Source organism: Stenotrophomonas sp. 62841_Sma (genome assembly GCF_056482945.1).
The window spans coordinates 1,020,117-1,038,173 of sequence record NZ_CM151224.1 but is presented as its reverse complement, the minus strand read 5'-3'; the positions used below and the strand labels follow the sequence as shown (position 1 = coordinate 1,038,173).

Annotated in this window: 10 protein-coding genes and 1 other RNA gene; 3 read left to right on the top strand and 8 right to left on the bottom strand. The window is 65.3% G+C overall.

Annotated elements, in window-relative coordinates:
• Nucleotides 1–20 precede the first annotated feature (20 nt).
• Both ACZK5G_RS04830 and ACZK5G_RS04825 read right to left on the bottom strand, forming a co-directional pair.
• A complete protein-coding gene (locus ACZK5G_RS04830) occupies nucleotides 21–10,925 on the bottom strand; it encodes an autotransporter-associated beta strand repeat-containing protein (RefSeq protein ID WP_478465457.1) in 10,905 nt (3,634 codons plus the stop codon).
• Nucleotides 10,926–11,283: 358 nt separating this feature from the next.
• The gene (locus tag ACZK5G_RS04825) at nucleotides 11,284–11,601 is read right to left on the bottom strand and encodes a DMT family transporter (RefSeq protein WP_010483859.1); all 318 of its coding nucleotides are present in this window, start codon (nucleotides 11,599–11,601) and stop codon (nucleotides 11,284–11,286) included.
• Between the two features lie 300 nt (nucleotides 11,602–11,901).
• Here ACZK5G_RS04825 and ffs point away from each other — a divergent pair.
• Nucleotides 11,902–11,998, top strand: an RNA gene (gene ffs, locus ACZK5G_RS04820) — signal recognition particle sRNA small type.
• A 78-nt stretch (nucleotides 11,999–12,076) separates the two neighbouring features.
• Here ffs and ACZK5G_RS04815 read toward each other — a convergent pair.
• The 3 genes from ACZK5G_RS04815 to ACZK5G_RS04805 are packed head-to-tail and all read right to left on the bottom strand — an operon-like array spanning nucleotide 12,077 to nucleotide 13,979.
• Nucleotides 12,077–12,466 carry a nuclear transport factor 2 family protein gene (locus ACZK5G_RS04815; RefSeq protein WP_478465455.1) on the bottom strand — a complete coding sequence of 130 codons (390 nt, stop codon included), beginning with the start codon at nucleotides 12,464–12,466 and terminating at the stop codon, nucleotides 12,077–12,079.
• Entirely contained in the window at nucleotides 12,463–13,230 is a 768-nt protein-coding gene (locus ACZK5G_RS04810) for an MBL fold metallo-hydrolase (protein ID WP_049400635.1), read from the bottom strand. Before ACZK5G_RS04810 ends, ACZK5G_RS04815 begins: the two co-directional genes overlap by 4 nt.
• Complete coding sequence (locus ACZK5G_RS04805; RefSeq protein ID WP_049400634.1) at nucleotides 13,230–13,979, bottom strand: 3-deoxy-D-manno-octulosonic acid kinase; 750 nt, start codon at nucleotides 13,977–13,979, stop codon at nucleotides 13,230–13,232. The genes ACZK5G_RS04810 and ACZK5G_RS04805 overlap by 1 nt, the downstream gene beginning before the upstream one ends.
• Before the next feature lie 20 nt (nucleotides 13,980–13,999).
• On the opposite strand from ACZK5G_RS04805, the gene ACZK5G_RS04800 reads away from it, so the two are divergent.
• Nucleotides 14,000–15,046 carry a glycosyltransferase family 9 protein gene (locus tag ACZK5G_RS04800; RefSeq protein WP_478465453.1) on the top strand — a complete coding sequence of 349 codons (1,047 nt, stop codon included), beginning with the start codon at nucleotides 14,000–14,002 and terminating at the stop codon, nucleotides 15,044–15,046.
• 18 nt (nucleotides 15,047–15,064) lie between these two features.
• Here ACZK5G_RS04800 and ACZK5G_RS04795 read toward each other — a convergent pair whose 3' ends face one another.
• A complete protein-coding gene (locus ACZK5G_RS04795; RefSeq protein WP_046982834.1) occupies nucleotides 15,065–15,469 on the bottom strand; it encodes a DUF6165 family protein in 405 nt (134 codons plus the stop codon).
• Between the two features lie 180 nt (nucleotides 15,470–15,649).
• On the opposite strand from ACZK5G_RS04795, the gene ACZK5G_RS04790 reads away from it, so the two are divergent.
• Nucleotides 15,650–16,884, top strand: a protein-coding gene (locus tag ACZK5G_RS04790) for an IS3 family transposase (protein WP_478465451.1) whose coding sequence is annotated in 2 segments (ribosomal slippage) — nucleotides 15,650–16,001 and nucleotides 16,001–16,884 — 1,236 coding nt in all. Because the reading frame shifts where the segments join, the coding sequence is not laid out codon by codon here.
• Here ACZK5G_RS04790 and ACZK5G_RS04785 read toward each other — a convergent pair.
• Nucleotides 16,806–17,570, bottom strand: a complete 765-nt coding sequence (locus tag ACZK5G_RS04785; RefSeq protein WP_478465449.1) for a hypothetical protein — start codon at nucleotides 17,568–17,570, stop codon at nucleotides 16,806–16,808. The genes ACZK5G_RS04790 and ACZK5G_RS04785 overlap by 79 nt on opposite strands.
• 95 nt (nucleotides 17,571–17,665) lie before the next feature.
• Entirely contained in the window at nucleotides 17,666–17,989 is a 324-nt protein-coding gene (locus tag ACZK5G_RS04780) for a helix-turn-helix transcriptional regulator (protein WP_478465447.1), read from the bottom strand.
• Nucleotides 17,990–18,057 lie beyond the last annotated feature (68 nt).

The window sequence follows — 18,057 nt, the reverse complement described above, 5'->3', positions numbered from 1 at the left end:
CTACCGCTGGCCCGCTCCCCTCAGAAGCCCACGCGCAGGTTGATCTGCCCGCCGACATCGCGGCGACCGTCGCCGTGCTGGCCCTGCACGAACATCGACAGCTGGCTGTTGCGGCCGAGCCCAACCGCCACGCCCAGCTGGCTGACCAACGCATTGCGTGCCATCACCGCGCTATAGACGTCGAAGGAATTGCCACCGACCGCGAAGCGGTTGCGGCTGGCCACGTCGGTGTCACCCGAAGCATGCTGCCAGCCGAGGCCGACCGTCAGCTGTGCAGGGAAGCGCTCGCCGCTGCCCACGTCCCAGCGGCCCCGCACACCCACGGTGCTGACATTGAGCGTGTCCTTGCCGCCTTCCAGCTCCAGCGCAGCAGTGCCGCCCTGCTCCACCGCGCGATCACTGTCGACCCAGTGCTTGGTGAACTGCACATACGGCTGCAGCTGGGTCCTGCCGTGGGTCCAGGTCCAGCTGCCTTCCACCTGGGCGATGGTCACATCCGAGTCCTGGCGGCTGTACAGGGTCTGGCCCAGCAGCGGCACCTCACGCGTGGTGCGCGTGCGGTAGTCGCCGCGCGACACGCTGCCACCGACCGCAAAGCCGTTGTTCCACTGGCCCTGCGCATACAGGCCGAAGGTGTTGCCACGCAGGCGGGCGCGCGAGCTGCGATCGTGCAGGCGCGTATCCAGCCGTTCGTTGCCGGCCGCTGCACCCAGCACCACGTGCTCGCCCAGCTGCCAGTCCACGCCGGCCATCAGCGCATTGCGGTTGGAGCGTATGTCGTCGCCGTTGCCATCACCATCCTGCCTGAACACCTTGCCGCTGCCGGCCAGCCAGGCCGACGCGCGCTCGCCACGCACCGTCGGCAGCTCGCTGCCCAGGCGCTGGCGGATGCCTTCTTCCAGATAGTTGTCATACAGCAGCACAGCGCGACTGGCGGCATGCACTTCACCGGACAGCTGGTCGAATGCGCTGCGCGCGGTGGCGGCGTCATAGATCAACACCGTGTTGTACAGCCCCAGCGCCGGACCACTCTGCGGCAGGCTGTCCAGCGCTGCGGCGGTGTTGTACTGGTTGCGCGTCTTCGCCGCCGTGGTGAAGGCTGCGGTCTGCGCCACATCGATCTGCAGATTGGCCGTGTTCGCCGTGTAGACCGGGGTGATGGTCAGGAAGGCCGACGGCGTCTTCGCCGAAGCGAACTGCCCGCTCACGCCACCGCCCGCATTGACCACGGTGTACTGCTGGCCCTGCTGGTAGCTGGTGCTCGGCGAGATGGTATTCACCTGCACGCTGCTGCCACCCACGTTGGCACTGCCACCCACCTGCACCGTGTCGCTGCCGGTGGCACCCAGATCGATGCCCAGCGTGCTGCCCGGCGACAAGGTCAGGTTGCCACCCACCGTGATCGTGCCGGTGCCATTGCCCGCACCGCTGCCATTGCCTGGGCCATTACCCGGCGACAGCACGCCGCCACTGGATACCGTCACGCCACCACCGGTACCCCCGATGGTGCCGGTGCCGGACAGCGTGGTGCCGCTGCCGATGGTCCACTGGCCGCCGATGTTGCCGGTGACATTCAGGCCACCGCCGGTGACCTGGCCGGTGCCGCTGAAACCACCACTGTTGCCGCCGAGATTCAACCCACCCGGGCCGGCCTGCACGATGCTGCCACCTCCGCTGATGCTGCCGCCCAGCGTGGTGCTGCCACCGGTGTTGATGATCAGCCCACCGTTGTTGGTGATGTTGCCGGTGATCGAGCCACTGGCGCCGCCATTGCCAACCTGCACGGTGCCACCGGCGTTGATGGTGGTGCCCCCGGTGTAGGTGTTGTTGCCGGTCAGGGTGATGGTGCCAGCACCGGCCTGGGTCAGGCCACCGCTGCCGCTGATGGTGCCACCGACGGTGGTGTTGCCACCGACGTTGAACACCAGGCTGCCGTTGTTGCTGACGTTGCCGGCAATCGATCCGCTCGCGCCGCCGTTGCCGACCTGCAGCGTGCCGCCGGTGTTGATGGTGGTGCCGCCGGTATAGGTGTTGTTGCCGCCCAGGATCAGCGTGCCGCTGCCGGCCTGGGTCAGGCCACCGCTGCCGCTGATGGCGCCGCCGACGGTGGTGTTGCCACCCACGTTGAAGATCAGGCTGCCGTTGTTGGTGACGCTGCCGCCAATCGCACCGGTCGCGCCGCCATTGCCCACCTGCAGGGTGCCACCGGCAGTGATGGTGGTCGGGCCGGTGTAGGTGTTGTTGCCGGTCACGGTCAGTGTGCCGCTGCCGGCCTGGGTCAGGCCACCGCTGCCGCTGATGGTGCCGCCCAGCGTGGTGTTGCCCGCGACGTTGGACACCAGCGTACCGTTGTTGGTGATGTCGCCGACGATCGAGCCGGTCGCACCACCATTGCCCAGCTGCAGCGTGCCACCGGTGTTGATGGTGGTGCCGCCGGTGTAGGTATTGGTGCCGGTCAGCACCAGCGAGCCACTGCCCGCCTGGGTCAGGCCACCCGCACCACTGATGGTGCCTCCCAGCAGGGTGTTGCCTGCGACGTTGGAGATCAGCGAACCATTGTTGGTGATGTCGCCAGCGATAGCACCGGTCGCTCCACCATTGCCCACCTGCAGCGTGCCACCGGTATTGATGATGGTACCGCCGGTATAGGTGTTGTTGCCGACCAGCGTCAGCACGCCGGCACCGGCCTGGGTCAGGCCACCACTGCCACTGATCGCGCCACCGACGCTGGTGTTGCCTGCCACGTCGAAGACCAGGCTGCCGTTGTTGGCGACGTTGCCGGTGATCGCACCGGTCGCACCGCCATTGCCGACCTGCAGCGTGCCACCGGCATTGATGGTGGTGCCGCCGGTATAGGTGTTGTTGCCGGTCAGCACCAGCGTGCCAGCGCCGGCCTGGGTCAGGCCACCACTGCCGCTGATGGTGCCGCCCAGCGTGGTGTTGCCCGCCACGTTGGACACCAGCGCGCCGTTGTTGGTGATGTCGCCGACGATCGCGCCGGTCGCACCACCGTTGCCCACCTGCAACGTGCCGCCGGCATTGATGGTGGTACCGCCGGTATAGGTGTTGTTGCCGGTCAGCACCAGCGTGCCGCTGCCGGCCTGGGTCAGGCCACCGCTACCGCTGACCACACCGCCCACGGTTGCGGTGCTGCCCAGGTTGTAGACCAGGCTGCCGTTGTTGGTGATGTCGCCCAGCACCGAACCGGAGCTGCCACCGTTGCCGAGCTGCAGCGTGCTGCCACCGTTGATGGTGGTGCCACCGGTATAGACGTTGTCGCCGCTCAGGGTCAGCGTGCCGGTGCCGCTCTGCACCAGGCCACCGGTGCCACTGAGCACACCGCCGAAGGTGGTGCTGCCGTTGTTGCCGCCGGTGGTCAGGGTCGCACCGCCCAGCACCACGCTGGATCCGGTTACGCCGGCCAGGCCTCCGATGCTCTGGTTGCCACCGGCACTGATGTCCAGCGTACCGGCACCGGTCAGATTGACCGTGCTCGCACCCGACAGGGTGCCACCGGCCGCCACCGCCAGCGTGCCGCTGTTGATGGTGGTGTTACCGGTGTAGGTGCTGGCACCGCCGAGGGTGACCGTTGCTGCGCCATCCTTGAGCAGGCCGCCAGCGCCGCTGATCGGGCCGTTCAAGGTCAGCGCGTTGCTGCCGGCAAGGGTCAGCGTGCCGCTGGCCAGCTGCACGGTATTGGCCAGCGTCAGCGCGCTGGTGCCGTCCAGGCTGGCATTGCCGCCCACGGTCAGCGTGCCGGTTCCCAGTGCATTGTTGTTACCCAAGGCAAGGCCACCGGCGTTGAGTGCCACGCCACCGCTGAAGGTATTGCTGCCGGTCAGGCCCTGGATGCCTGCACCATTCTTCACCAGGCCACCGGTACCGGTAATGTCACCAGCGAAGGTCGTGTTTCCTACGCCATTGAGGGTCAGCGTGCTGCCGCCGAGCGCAACCGTACTGCCGGTAACACCCGCCAGTGATCCGATGCTCTGCGCACCACCGGCAGAAATATCGAACGCTGTTCCGGCGTTGGCCAGTGTCACCGCGCCATTCGCTGCCAGGCTTCCTCCGGCGCCAATCGCCAGCGTGCCCGCATTGATGGTGGTGCCACCAGTGAAGGTATTGGCACCGGTCAGGGTCTGGGTGCCGGTGCCTTCCTTGATCAGCCCACCGGTGCCCCCCACCGAACCACTGAACGTGCCATTGACGGGACCACCAATGGTCAAGGTGTTGCCGCCCAGGTTCACCGTGCCGTTGCCGATCAGGGTACCGAACTGCTGCGTGCCGCTGCCCGCCGACAGATCGAAGGTGGCACCACTGGCCAGGTTGACGATGCCACTGGCATTCAAGCTCGCGCCGGCACCCAATGCCAACGTACCGGCATTGATGAAGGTGCCACCGGTATAGGTATTGGCACCGTTCAAGGTCAGCGTTGCCGCGCCCTCCTTGGTCAGCGAGCCGGTGCCACTCAGGCTGCCGTTGAGGGTGAGGTTGTTGCTGCCGAGTACGGTCAGCCCGGCGTTGAGGACGAAGTTGTTGGCCAACGTCACCGCAGTGTTCGAATCGAGCGTGCCGTTGCCACCCACCGTTACCGCCCCGGTGCCCAGAGCGGCATCGTTGCCGACCACCAGGCCGCCTGCATTGAGCGTTACACCGCCACTGAAGGTGCTGGCGCCGTTGAGGGTCTGCACGCCTGCGCCGTTCTTGACGAGGCCACCATTGCCGGTGATCGCACCGTTGAACGTGCTGTCTACCGTGCCGCCCAGGGTCAGCGCACTGCCCCCCAGCGCCACGGTGCTGCCGGCCACACCGGCAAGCGAACCGGTGCTCTGGTTGCCGGCCGAGATGTCCAGGGTACCGGTACCGGCCAGGTTCACCGCACCGGTCGAGGCCAGGCTGCCACCAGCACCGATGGCCAGCGTGCCGCTGTTGATGGTGGTGCCTCCGGTGTAGGTATTCGCACCGCTCAGGGTCACGGTGGCCGCACCGTTCTTGATCAGCCCACCGGTACCGGAAACGATGCCGCCCAAGGTCAGTGCATTGCTGCCCAGCAGGTTGAGGTTGGCACCTGATGCCAGCGTGATGTTGTTGGCCAGGTTGGCCGCGGTCGAAGCATCCAGCGTAGCGCTGGCCCCCACCGTCAGCGCACCGCTGCCGAGCGCAGCGTTGTTGCCGATCACCAGGCCACCGCCGTTGAGCGCCAGGCCGCCGCTGAACAGGTTGGCGCCGCCCAGCGTGAGGATGCCGGTGCCGTTCTTGACCAGGCCACCGGTGCCGGAAATCGCGCCGTCGAACACGCTGTTGCCGTTGCCGCCGAGGATCAGCGACTGCGCGCCCAGAGTGACCGTGGAGCCGGTCACGCCGGCCAACGAACCAATGGTCTGGCTGGCACCGGACGTCGAGATGTCGAAGCCGGTTCCCGCTGCGGTAAGTGTCACTGCACCGGTGGCCGCCAGGCTGCCGCCCGGACCGATCGCCAGTGTGCCGGCATTGATGAAGGTGCCGCCGGTGTAGGTGTTGGCACCGGTCAACGTCTCGATGCCCGCACCGACCTTGGTCAGGCCACCCGTACCTGCGATAGAGCCACTGAAGGTGCCATTGGTCGCACCGCCGACTTCGATCGAGTTGGCACCGAGATTCACCGTACCGTTGCCGACCAGCGTACCGAACACCTGCGTGCCACTGCCGGCCGACAGATCCAGCGTCGCGCCGGTGGCGAGGTTCACGGTACCGCTCGCCGCCAGGCTGGCACCGGCCCCCAGCGCCAGCGTGCCGGCGTTGATGTTGGTGCCACCGGTGTAGGAGTTGATACCGTTCAAGGTCAGCGTTGCGCCACCATCCTTGGTCAGGCTGCCGGTACCGGAAATCACCCCGTTGAGCGTCAGCGCATTGGTGCCCAGTACGGTCAGGCCTGCGTTGAGCGCGATGTTGTTGATCAGTGCTGCCAGGCCGGTGGTGTCCAGCGTGGCGGCCCCGCCGACGGTGAGCGCGCCAGAGCCCAGCGCCGCGTCATTGCCGAGCACCAGCCCGCCTGCGTTGAGCGTCACGCCGCCGCCAAACGTGTTGGCACCGGACAACGTCTGCACGCCTGCACCCACTTTCACCAGGCCGCCGCCGCCACTGATCACGCCGTCGAAGGCGGCATTGCCGGCCGTGCCGAAGGTCAACGAATTACCGCCCAGCGCCAGCGTGCTTCCGCCCGCACCGTTGAGCGCGCCGATGGTCTGGCTGCTGCCGGCACCGGAGATATCGAAGCCAGCGCCTGCGCCCAGCGTGACATCACCCGCCGCGGCAAGGCTGCCACCTGTTCCCAGTGCCAGCGTACCGGCGTTGATGGTGGTACCGCCGGTATAGGTGTTGGCACCGGACAGCGTCAGCGTGGTGGCACCGTTCTTGATCAGGCCGCCGTTGCCATCGATCACACCCGACAGCGTCAGCGCATTGCTGCCCGGCAATGTCAGTGCAACACCCGAGCCCAGCGTGACCGCATTGCCGAGCGTCGCTGCAGCACCCGCATCCAGCGTGGTGCTGGCATTCACCGCCAGCGTGCCGGAACCGAGTGCGCCGTTCGCGCCGACCACCAGGCCACCACCGTTCAAGGTCAGGCCGCCACCGAAGGTATTGGTGTTGTTGAGCGTCAGCAGGCCTGCACCGTTCTTGATCATGCTGCCGCTGCCGGCCACCACGCCTGCAAGGGTGAGATCGCTGCTGCCGCCCAGCGTCAGCTGCGTACCCCCACCGAAGTTCACGGCGTTGGCCAGATTCAGTGCCGTCGTTCCGTCCAGGCTGACGTTGCCGCCGATGCCCAGCGTGCCCGTGCCCAGCGCCCCCGAATTCCCGAGGATCAGGCCACCTGCATCAAGCGCGACACCGCCACTGAAGGTATTGGCACCGGACAGCGTCTGCACGCCAGCACCGACCTTGATCAGCCCACCGCTGCCATCGATGACACCGGCAAAGCTGCCATTGCTGGCGCCACCGAAAGTAAGGGTCTGCGTGCCCAATGCCACATGGCTGCCTGCCACGCCGTTCAACGCGCCAATGGTCTGCCCGGCACCCGCTGCGGAGATGTCCAGCGTCGCGCCGGCACCGGCGAGGTCCACCGCACCGATGGCGGCAAGACTGCCACCCGCGCCGAGTGCCAGCGTACCTGCGTTGACCGTGGCGCCACCGAGGAAGGTATTGGCACCGGACAAGGTCAGCGTCGAGGCGCCGTCCTTGATCAGGCCACCGGCACCACTCACCACACCGCTCAGAGTGAGATTGCTGCTGCCCGGCAGGGTCAGCGTATTGGCGCCCAGGTTCACTGCATTGACCAGCGAAACCGGGGCGCTCGCATCCAGAGAAACATTGCCGCCGATGTTCAGTGCACCGGTACCCAACGCACCGTTGGCGCCGACCGACAGACCGCCCGCATTCAGCGTCAGACCACCACTGAAGGTGTTGCTGTTGTTCAACGACAGCACGCCAGTGCCGGTCTTGATCAGGCCACCGGTGCCGGTGATCAGTCCGCCCAGAGCAACATTCTCATTGCTGGTCAGGCTCAGCTGCGCACCGGCATCGAGATCGATGGCATTGCCCAGGTTCAATGCCACCGTACTGCCCAGGGTCGCGTTCGCGCCCACGGCAAGCAGCCCGGTTCCCAGTGCGCCAGCGTTGCCCAGCATCAGGCCACCGCCGTTGAGCGTCAGCCCACCGGCGAAGTTGTTGGCGCCGTTGAGCGTGAGCGTGCTGGCGCCGTTCTTGACCAGGCCACCGGCTCCGGAAACCACCCCGCCAAGCGTGATCGCCTGCGAACCCGGCAGCGACAGCGCAGCCCCACTACCCAGAGTGACATTGTTGACCAGGTTCAACGCCGTGCTGCCATCAAGCGATGCATTGCCACCCACGCTCAATGCGCCCGTCCCGAGTGCACCGCTGTTGCCCAGCAGCAGGCTGCCGGCATTGAGGTTCAGGCCGCCGCTGAAGGCATTGGTGCCGTTCAAGGTCAGCAGCGAGGCACCGTTCTTGATCAGGCTGCCGGTGCCGGTGATGTTGCCGCCCAGGGTGAGGTTCTGGCTGCCCGGCAGGGTCAGCACCGCGCCAAGGTTGATGGCATTGCCCAGATTCAGTGCTGCGGTTGCGTCGAGCGAGCCATTGCCGCTGACCGTCAACGCGCCGGTACCGAGTGCACTGCCGTTGCCCAGCAACAGGCCACCGGCCGCCAGGTTCAGGCCACCACTGAAGGTATTGGCGCCGCTGAGCGTCTGCGTGCCCGTTCCCTGCTTGACCAGGCCACCGGTACCGCCGATCACGCCGCCGAATGTCTGGTTGGTGGCATCACCGAAGGTGAGCGTGCTGCCGCCCAGCGTCACGGTGCTGCCAGCGATGCCGGACAGCGCGCCGATGGTCTGGTTGCCGCCGAGCGAGATGTCCAGTTCGGCGCCGGCCCCCGCCAGGCTCACCGCCCCGGTGGCCGCCAGACTGCCGCCACTGGCCAGTGCCACCTTTCCTGCGTTCACGTTCAGACCGCCGGTGAACGCGTTGGCCCCACCCAGCGTGAGCGTGGAGGCGCCGTTCTTGACCAGGCTGCCGGTACCACCGATCACGCCGCCCAGCGTCAGCGCGTTGGAGCCCAGCACGTTGAGCGAACCACCCACCCCCAGGTTGATGCCGTTGCCCACGGTCAGTGCCGAGCTGGCATCAAGCGTCACCGCGCCACCGACATTCAATGCGCCGGTTCCCAGCGCACCGCCGTTGCCGAGCACCAGTCCTCCAGCCGTGAGCGACAGCCCTCCACCAAACGTGTTGGCGTTGTTGAGGGTCAGGGTGGTCGCACCGTTCTTGACCAGGCTGCCGGTCCCACCGATCACGCCGTTGAACGTAAGTGCCTGGTTGCCGGACAGGTTGAGGATGCTGCCCGCCCCCAGATTGACCGTGTTGGCGAGCGCAAGCGCGCCCGTGGTGCCATCCAGCGTCACGTTGCCGCCGACGCTGAGCGTACCGCTGCCCAGCGCAGCAGCATTGCCCAGCAGCAGGCCACCGGCGTTGAGTGCCACGCCGCCACTGAGGCTATTCACGCCCGACAAGGTCTGCACGCCGGTGCCCAGCTTGATCAGGCCCCCCGTGCCTGCGGCGAACGTACCGGCGTAGCTGGTATTGCCCAGCCCGGCGAGCGTGAGCGTGTGGCTGCCCAGGTTGACCGAACCGCCGAGGCCCGCCAGCGAACCGATGGTCTGGTTGGCGGCTGCCGACAGGTCCAGGGTGGTGCCGACGCCGACCGTGATCGCACCGGTGGGCGACAGGTTGCCACCCGCGCCCAGCGCCAACGCGCCTCCGGCCAGGTTGAAGTTGCCGGTCAGCGAATTGGCGCCGTTCAGGGTGAGGGTGCCGGCACCGTTCTTGGTCAGGTTGCCGGCACCGGAGATCGAACCGTTCAATGACAACGCATTGCTGCCCAGCAGGTTCAGCGAGCCCCCGCCGTTGATCACCAGATTGTTGCCCAGGGTGAAGCCCGCCGTCGTATCCAGCGACGCGCTGCCACCGACGGTCAGGTTGCCGCTGCCCAGTGCCCCGGCATTGCCCAGTACCAGGCCGCCGGCATTGAGGTTGACGCCGCCGGAGAACAGGTTTGCGCCGCCGAGAGTAACGATGCCGGTGTTGCTGACCGTCAGCCCGCCAGTACCGGACAGCACGCCACCCAGACCGAATGCATTGGTTCCGGACAGAGACAGATTGCCACCGAGGCTGAAAGCGTTGGCCAGGTTCAGACCGGCCGTGGAGGAGGCGATGGCACCGCCGCTGGCGGTGAACAGCCCTGTGCCGAAGGAACCGGCATTGTTGAAATTGATCAGACCATCATTGAGCGTGGTCGTACCTGCACCAGCCCACGCACCCTGCAGGTTCCAGGTACCGCTGTTGACGGTGAGCCTCTGGAAGTTGATGTACTGGTTCCAGCCCAGCGTGGTCACCGCCCCACCGGTACCGCTGCCCGGGCCGGTTGGGCTGTTCTGCAGCACCAGGCTGTTGTTGGACGCCGAACCACCGTCGACGATGCCGGCCGCGGCCAGATTCACCGCAAGCACGCCGACCTGTCCAGCGACGCCGATACCGGCGGTATTGACGCTGGAACCAGACACGGCGGTGAAGGTGTTGCCGGAGACCGAACTACCCAGGTTCACGCTGCCGTTGATGGTTCCCGCATTGAGGAAGGTATTGCCGGCCCCCGCCGTGGCCGAGCCTTGGAACCCTATGCGGCCGGTAATGGTGCCGGTGTTGTTGAGATTGGTCTGCGCACCACCGTAGCTGACGATCGATGCCGCATCGGCCGTGGTCAACAGGCCTGCGCCAAGGATCGACATGTCCACATTGCCGGCGTTGATGATGTTGCTGACACCGCCGGAAGCGTTCTGCATCACCAGCGCCTGTCCACCGAAACCGAGAATGGAGCCGATATTGACCAGGCCTTTGATCGCCCCGCCCGCCTGGTTGTTGACGTTGATGGTGTTTCCACCGACGGTGTTGTTACCCAGCACCATGCCCGACGCCGCCAGGCTCAGGCCACCGTTGAGGGTGGGATCGATCGTGCCCTGGTTGTTCACGGTGATGCCGTTACCGCTCAAATTCACGGCACTTCCGCCAACGATCGGCGGCACGCTGAGCACAGCGCCGGTCTGGATATCCAGCGTCACGCCATTGATGCTGTTGGCCAGCGAATTGGTATTGGAGCCAGTCGCGCAGGTCACCGTGGTGCCTGCGGTAGTGCACGCCGCGAATACCGAACCACTGGCCAGCGTGGCAGCCAATGCCACCGCCAACTGGTGCGCCCTCAATCGCGGCACCCGCCCTGCGCAGACCGCGCTTCCGCCGGGATTCTGGGCGACCTCCGAAGCAACCTGCATTACGCCGAGGGCACGATTGAAAACCAGACGGTAAATGCGGTTCATCGGTAAATCTCCATGAAAAGACCAGATGGCACTGCAGGCAGGTTTTTTTGAAGACAATGCGGCCCACCCCGGCTCCCGACACGGGAACAAGGCCTGGCGTCATTAACTTCTGAAAATCTTCACATCTTCACGCGACCGCACCTGGAAAAGGCAGGTCAACGTGTCCGTCAAGGCGAAAACTCCCCGATTTCGCATGACGAATGGCGGCACTGTGCGGCCGATGGCGCCAGCGGCATGTGAATCACGCTCGTTATTTTCATGACGCACGTCAAATAAAACGGGCGGACAAAATGGTTTTGCCGAAAATGCATATACCTGCAGCAGGCGGAGATTCCTTTCTCCGCCCAACTAAATGCATTCAGCTGCTCGAGAGTTTCATCAGCACCAGGCCGGAAACGATCAGCACCGCCGCACCGATCCGCATCGGGCTGACCTGCTCACCGAGGAAGACGATGCCGACCACGAACGCACCGACCGCGCCGATGCCGGTCCAGATCGTGTAGGCGGTGCCCAGCGGCAGGCTGCGCATGGCCACCGCCAGCAGCCAGAAGCTGGCGATCATGCCGATGATGGTGACCACGGTAGGGGTGAGCTTGGTGAAGCCTTCGGACTGCTTCATGGACACGGCCCAGACGATTTCCAGCAGGCCGGCGAACAACAGATAGATCCAGGCCATGACAGCCCTCCTCTTGGTAGGGCCAGGCCGTCCTGGTCATTGATTCCCGATGTGGGGGAGGTCGTTCCTCCTGGCCGGCATTCTAGCAACGCCGGTCGGCGCGGGGCGTTGCCGGCAGACGCGGGTTACAGCCGATTCAGTGCACGAAGCTGGCGTCGATGTACCTGCCTGCGCTATAGTTGCCGTCTGCCATCGGCCAGCCGATGTGCAGTCCGGCTGTGGTCTCCGGCGCATCGCGCGCTGCTTCCCCTGATCCGTGAACCGGCCGCCCATTGGGCGGCCAACGTCTCTATGGTGGCCCCGTCGGCCCCTCGCGACGCTAGGTCGAAAATCCCGCCAGGGCCGGAAGGCAGCAACGGTATCGATCGACGCGGGCGCCGAGGTCAGCCGGCGGGGCCATCGCCTTTTCGGGCGTGGCCCCACTTCTGGTAGCTGCCAATCTTGGTTGGCGCTTTTCGCCGGGCATGGCCCGGCGCTACCGCGCCTCAGGCGTGCCCTGGTGAAACACCACCCTCCATTCCTGCGCATGCCGTCGCCACAGCGAACTGCGCAACACCCAGCCCTGGGCCTGGCCATCAACGTGATAGCGGCTGCGGTAGCGCACCTGGGCCAGATTCTCGGCCAACAGCCACACCGCGTACTGTTCCGATTCGATCAGCACCTGCGCGCGCTCCAGCGGGATCTCCTGCAACGCCGCATCACGGCCGTAGCATTGCCCGGAACTGCCGATCTCGCTGAAATCCTCGTCCAGAAGTGCCGCCAGTTGCTCGCGATCGGCCCGCACCTGCGGCGCATGCAGCGCGCGTTCCAGCGCCTCCAGCTCGGCAGCCAGCGCCGCGTCGGCGGGCTGGCCAGCACCGCTCACGGCGGATCCTGCACCAGCACGTGCGCTGCAGTGGGGTTGGCCAGCGGCACGCACTGCCCCGGCTGCGCCACACGGTGCCCCCGCGCGGCCAGCGCCTGGCCGTCGGCCGCGCTCGCATAGTGGTAGAGCATCATCCGCGCCTGCAGTTCGGCGCTGTACTCGCGCTCCAGGTCGTCCACGCCAGTATGCGACGGGTTGCCGTGCAGGCCGCAGTCGTGCGCGATCAGTTCATTGTCGTTGGCGAAGCGGGCCAGCATCTCCGGAATCGGCCGGGTATCGCCACTCCAGGTCAGCGCACCCTGCAGGCGCAGGCCATAGGCCGTCTCCGGCCAGTGGTGGCGCACCGGGAACACTTCCAGGCGTACGCCCTCATGCCAGAACGCATCGCCCACCACGATCAGCTGGAACGCATCCCAGAAGTTGGCACCGCCCTCGGCCAGCACGTTCGGGTAGTCCCCGATGCGCTTGTGCAGCAGCGGCACCACCGTGGCAGGCACATACAGGCGCACCTTGCCGCGCCGGTGCGCGTTGAAGAAGGTATCGACGAACAGGCGCTCGAAGCCCGCTACGTGGTCCAGGTGCACATGGGTGACGAACAACGCCTGCGGCATGTGGCCGTAGTGCGCCTTGAACGCGGTCAGGCCTTCGCCGCCACAGTCGATGGTCAACCACGGCCGACCGTCCCGTTCGATCACCGACATCGGCGACCCCAGCTCGACCGCCGACGCATTGCCGACGCCGAGGAAACGCAACGACCAGTCCATCAGGTGCCCCGGTTCCAGGCCATGTCATAGGCGCGGCGCAGCCGCGCGTAATCCTTCTGCACGTCTTCCATGCTGCGCTCGCCGCGCAGCTTGATCAGCGAGCGCAGCAGGCGCTTGAGATTGCGTTCGCGCCAGGCGGTCGCCGGGATGCGGATCACCCCGCGGTCGAAGTCGATCAACCAGCCGTGGCCGTTGCCGTCGAACAGGATGTTGTGCGCATTGAGGTCGGCATGGTCCAGGCCGGCACGATGGAAGCGGGCGATCAGCCGCCCGGTCTCCTCCCACGGTGCGCCCCGGCCCGCGACCAGCGCGCGGTCGGCCAGCGAACGGACACCCTCGATCCGCTCCATCAGGATCGCAGCCCGGTAGCGCAGGCCCTCGCGCATGTAGAACGCCGCCAGTGGCCGGGGCACCGGCAGCTTTTTCTCGCGCAGCGCGCGCATCAGCCGGAATTCGGCGAAGCTGCGCGTCCGGTCCGCGCCGCGCCAGAGGTACTGGTCATGGCTGATCTTCGCCGCCAGGCCACCGCGCAGGTAGTGGCGCAGCACGCTGGCGCCGAACGGCGCATCGACGAACCAGGCGCTGCCACGACCGCCCTCGCCCACCGGCCGAGCCCTGCTGCCCCAGTGCTGGGGCGAGAACAGGCCGATCTCGGCTTGCCGCAGCCGCTCGCGGTCGAACAGAATGGCCCCGATGCCGCGACCCTCGCGGCATGGCGTCAGCGCTTCATTGGCGTCGAATGCGACCATTTCATTGAGTCTAACAACACATGGCATCAGCGTCCTCCTCCTTGTGCCTCCTGCGCCTGTCCGCACTTGGCGATGTCACCCACGTGGTGCCCCTGGTGCGCACCCTGCAGGCTGCGCGCCCGGATACGCCGATCCACTGGATCATCGACAAGGCCGGCCACAAGCTGCTCGACGGCCTGCCCGGTGTCACCTTCCATGCCTACGACAAGAAGAGCGGCATGGCCGGGGTCAAGGAACTGCGCAGGCAGCTGCCGCCGGGGCGCTTCGAAGCGCTGTTGCAGATGCAGGTGGCGTTCCGCGCCAACCTGCTGTCGGCCTTCATTCCCGCAGAGCGTCGCATCGGCTATGACCGCAGCCGCTCCAAGGACCTGCATGGTCTCTTCATCAACGAACGCATCCCCGACCGCCCCGGCATCCATGTGCTGGATGCCATCGGCAGTTTCTGTGAACCCCTTGGCCTGCGCCAGACCGAGGTCAGCTGGGACCTGGCGGTGCCGCAGTCCGCATATGAGTGGGCCGCCGCGCAATGGCAGGACGATGGCCGCCCGGTGTTGATGATCTCGCCCTGTTCCAGTCACGTGCGCCGCAACTGGTATGCAGACCGCTACGCCGCCGTGGCCAACCACGCCGCACAGCGCGGTTGGCAGGTGGTGCTGTGCGGAGGCCGCAGCGAACTGGAGCGCAGCATGGCCGATGCCATCCAGGCACAGCTGCACACACCGGCGCTGGACCTGGTCGGCAAGGACACCTTGAAGCAGCTGCCGGCGCTGCTGGCCCGCGCCAATCTGGTGATGACCCCGGACTCGGGCCCGATGCACATCGCCAACGCGATGGGCGCCAAGGTATTGGGCCTGCATGCAGCCAGCAACCCGAACCGCAGCGGTCCCTATTCCGACCGCCGCTACTGCGTGGACCGCTACGACGATGCCGCGCGCAAGTACCTGGCCAAGCAGGCCTCGGATCTGAAGTGGGGCACCAAGATCGAGTTCGACGATGTGATGGAACTGATCACCGTGGAAGATGGTATCGCTGCGTTCGAACGCTACGTCGCCGACCACGTGGGGTGAGCGGCGGGCTGCCCCGGATTACGCGCGCTGTGCGTAATCCTGGTAAGACTTCTCTTCCACGTACGCCGAACCCAGCGCCAGGTTGATCGCCTTCTTGATGCGCGCGCGTTCGTCATTGCGCAGGTAGACGCTGCGCGCCAGATCGATGAAACCCTGGTCGAACGCCTGCGCCTTCTCTTTCAGGCGGATGTCGTCCTCGATGTCCCACAGCTGCTCGTTGACCGCCTTCAGCTCGGCACGCAGCTTGGCGATGTCCTTCACCGCCGCCGGGTGTGCCATCCAGGTCTGCTCCAGCGCCGACAGTTCTTTGCGCACATTGGCCAGCTTGCCCTCGTCACTGATGCGCTCGGACTTGATCTGCAGGATCGAGATCTTGTCCAGCAGCTCGCCGAAAGAAACGGGAACGAGGATTTCAGCGGTCATGGGGAAAGCTCCAACAGGTGATGCAGGCAGTTTAACCCGCAGCTCGCGATGGAATGGGTAGATCCACGCCATGCGTGGATGAGCCTGCCAGCAGGAACAGCATCCACGCATGGCGTGGATCTACTGATGACCCGTCCTGAATTGGGTTGACACCTTTTCCCTCTGGAAAAGGAATGTTCAATGAAATCAACAATCAGGCGCAGTCAGCGGGATTACTCGCTGGCCTTCAAGTTGTCTGTGGTCGATCAGGTCGAGCGTGGAGAACTGACCTATAAGAAGGCTCAGGAGCGATACGGTATCCAAGGCAGCAGCACGGTTCTGAAGTGGCTTCGCCGCCATGGTCGGCAGGATTGGTCAGGTGGTGCATCATCTGCCCCCATGACGACTTCTCCCAAAAGTGGACCGGCCACGCCGCTGACGCCGGAACAACAGATCAAGGCCCTGCAGGTCCAGTTACGGGAGGCCAACGAGAAAGCACAGCTTTTCGAAGCCATCGTGGATGTCCTCAAAGAGGATTACGGGGTGCGCATCGTAAAAAAGCCTTCAGGCAAGTCCTCACGCAAGGGCGCCTCAAAGGCGTAAGCGTGGCAAGGGCTTGCCGCCATTTCGGCATCAGTCGACAGGCGTTCTATCAAGCGGGGTGCCGGCATCAACGACGACGCGCCAGCGAGACCAAAGCACTGGCGCTGGTGAGCGATTGCCGCGTGCGGCAGCCACGGATCGGGACGCGCAAGTTGCACTATTTGATCGAACCGAAGCTGCAGGCGGCGGGAATCACCATGGGACGTGACCGGTTGTTTGACGTACTTCGGGAAGCGCGCCTGCTGGTACCGAAACGTCGGGCTTATCACAAGACTACCGACAGCCATCATCGCTTTCGCAGGCATCCGAATCTGCTCAAACCTGGCCAAGGATGCGTAATACCAACCGGTAGCGAGCAGGTGTGGGTGGCGGACATCACCTATCTGCCGACGCAGGGGAAGTTCGTGTATCTGAGCCTGGTCACCGATGCCTGGTCGCGCAAAATCGTGGGCTGGAGCGTGCATGAAACGCTACAGACAGAGCAGGTAGCTCAGGCGCTGGAGATGGCGCTGAAAGGGAGAAAGGCACCGCAGAAGCTGATCCATCACTCTGATCGTGGAATCCAGTACTGCTCGGATTACTACCAGAAGATCCATGCGCGGCACGGCCTGATCTGCTCGATGACCGACGGCTACGACTGCTATCAGAACGCTCTGGCAGAGCGAGTCAACGGGATCCTCAAGTGCGAGTTCCTGCTTCATCGCCCACGGGACCTGGGGCAAGCCCGCCAGATGGTGGCTGAGGCCGTAGACATCTACAACGCTGAGCGCCCCCACCTGTCCCTTAAAATGCAGACGCCCGATGCGATGCATCGGGCGTCTTTGGCCGCCTGACGGCGGCCGGACCATCCACCCATCGGTGTCAACCTATGGCAGGACGAGTCACCCTGCCCGTAGAAGCCCGAAACCCACGCCGCGTTGATGACGATTTCGCGAATTTTCTCGCGCATGGGCTTATCCACATCGACTTGGAACAGCAGTCGAGGCGGATTGGGGCCGCGCGTGCGGCTGTCGCCCGTAGTGGGAACGGCACCGAAGCGCGGCTGCGCGTTCAACAGTCCGGCGAACCCGATTGACCGGCCAAAGGTGCTGGTCTCCCCCAGGTCGTTGGTCTTGGTCAGTTTGGCGTCAGCGCAGGTCTTGAACGTCTCCTCCCGGGATGCCGTAGGACTGGTCCAGATCGTGGCCTTGACCGTCCAGCACGGCAGGTTCCGCCCGTACTCCACGAACGTGAGCGCCGCCCGAGGCCACTGCAATCGCCCTTGAATGGCTTGGTCGTGGTCTTCGTTACGGAACAACGTTGCAAAGGTCTGCCCGCCACTGATTGGCGTGTACAGCCCCCCCCCTGCAAGGCTTCCGCCACCGTCGGGGTACTCGATGCGAAGGCCCAACTTGTCCTTCACGCCCTTGAAGAACCCTCCAATCCCACCGGGTTTGGGGCCATCAGGTTCAGCAGCCGCCTGCGCAAACACGCTTGCAGTGAGCGGCAACAGGCACACCGCCAACAAAGTCCGTTTCATCTTCTGCCCCCTCTCGGGCCGTTGTGGAGACCCAGTCCTACGATAAACGCAGAGTTGTGCGCACAGCCGATGTGTCAGGTACTTCCTGACAGCCGTCAGTCAATCAGGGTTGGGCCCACCAGCCGTCGCAAACGGCGCAGAAGCCGATCCTGGCTGGGATCGTCCAATTTTGCGTACATGAGGATCAGCCGCGCCATGCGGTCGTCTTCAGCGAAGAAGAACGGCAGTGGGAAACCGAGTGTGTCGGCGATCTGCTTGGCGCTTTCAATGTCCGGGGTGTGATGCCCCTTCTCGTAGCGGCTAATTCGAGGCGAGCCCACGCTTGGATCCAGTCCGATCAGTTCGCCCAATCGTATCTGCGACAGTCCGGCCGCCAGGCGTGCCTGGCGCAGTCGGTTGGCGTAGATCGAAGACGGCATAGGGCGGGTGGTGGCTTCGCAAAGACAATGACGGAGCATGCCCACCCGGTGACGCGAAGAATACTACG

Excerpts from the sequence above, each read along its gene's own strand:
- ACZK5G_RS04830 (WP_478465457.1), bottom strand. The coding sequence starts at position 10,925 with ATGAACCGCATTTACCGTCTGGTTTTCAATCGTGCCCTCGGCGTAATG.
- ACZK5G_RS04825 (WP_010483859.1), bottom strand. The coding sequence starts at position 11,601 with ATGGCCTGGATCTATCTGTTGTTCGCCGGCCTGCTGGAAATCGTCTGG.
- ACZK5G_RS04810 (WP_049400635.1), bottom strand. The coding sequence starts at position 13,230 with ATGGACTGGTCGTTGCGTTTCCTCGGCGTCGGCAATGCGTCGGCGGTC.
- ACZK5G_RS04805 (WP_049400634.1), bottom strand. The coding sequence starts at position 13,979 with ATGGTCGCATTCGACGCCAATGAAGCGCTGACGCCATGCCGCGAGGGT.
- ACZK5G_RS04800 (WP_478465453.1), top strand. The coding sequence starts at position 14,000 with ATGGCATCAGCGTCCTCCTCCTTGTGCCTCCTGCGCCTGTCCGCACTT.
- ACZK5G_RS04795 (WP_046982834.1), bottom strand. The coding sequence starts at position 15,469 with ATGACCGCTGAAATCCTCGTTCCCGTTTCTTTCGGCGAGCTGCTGGAC.
- ACZK5G_RS04785 (WP_478465449.1), bottom strand. The coding sequence starts at position 17,570 with ATGAAACGGACTTTGTTGGCGGTGTGCCTGTTGCCGCTCACTGCAAGC.
- ACZK5G_RS04780 (WP_478465447.1), bottom strand. The coding sequence starts at position 17,989 with ATGCCGTCTTCGATCTACGCCAACCGACTGCGCCAGGCACGCCTGGCG.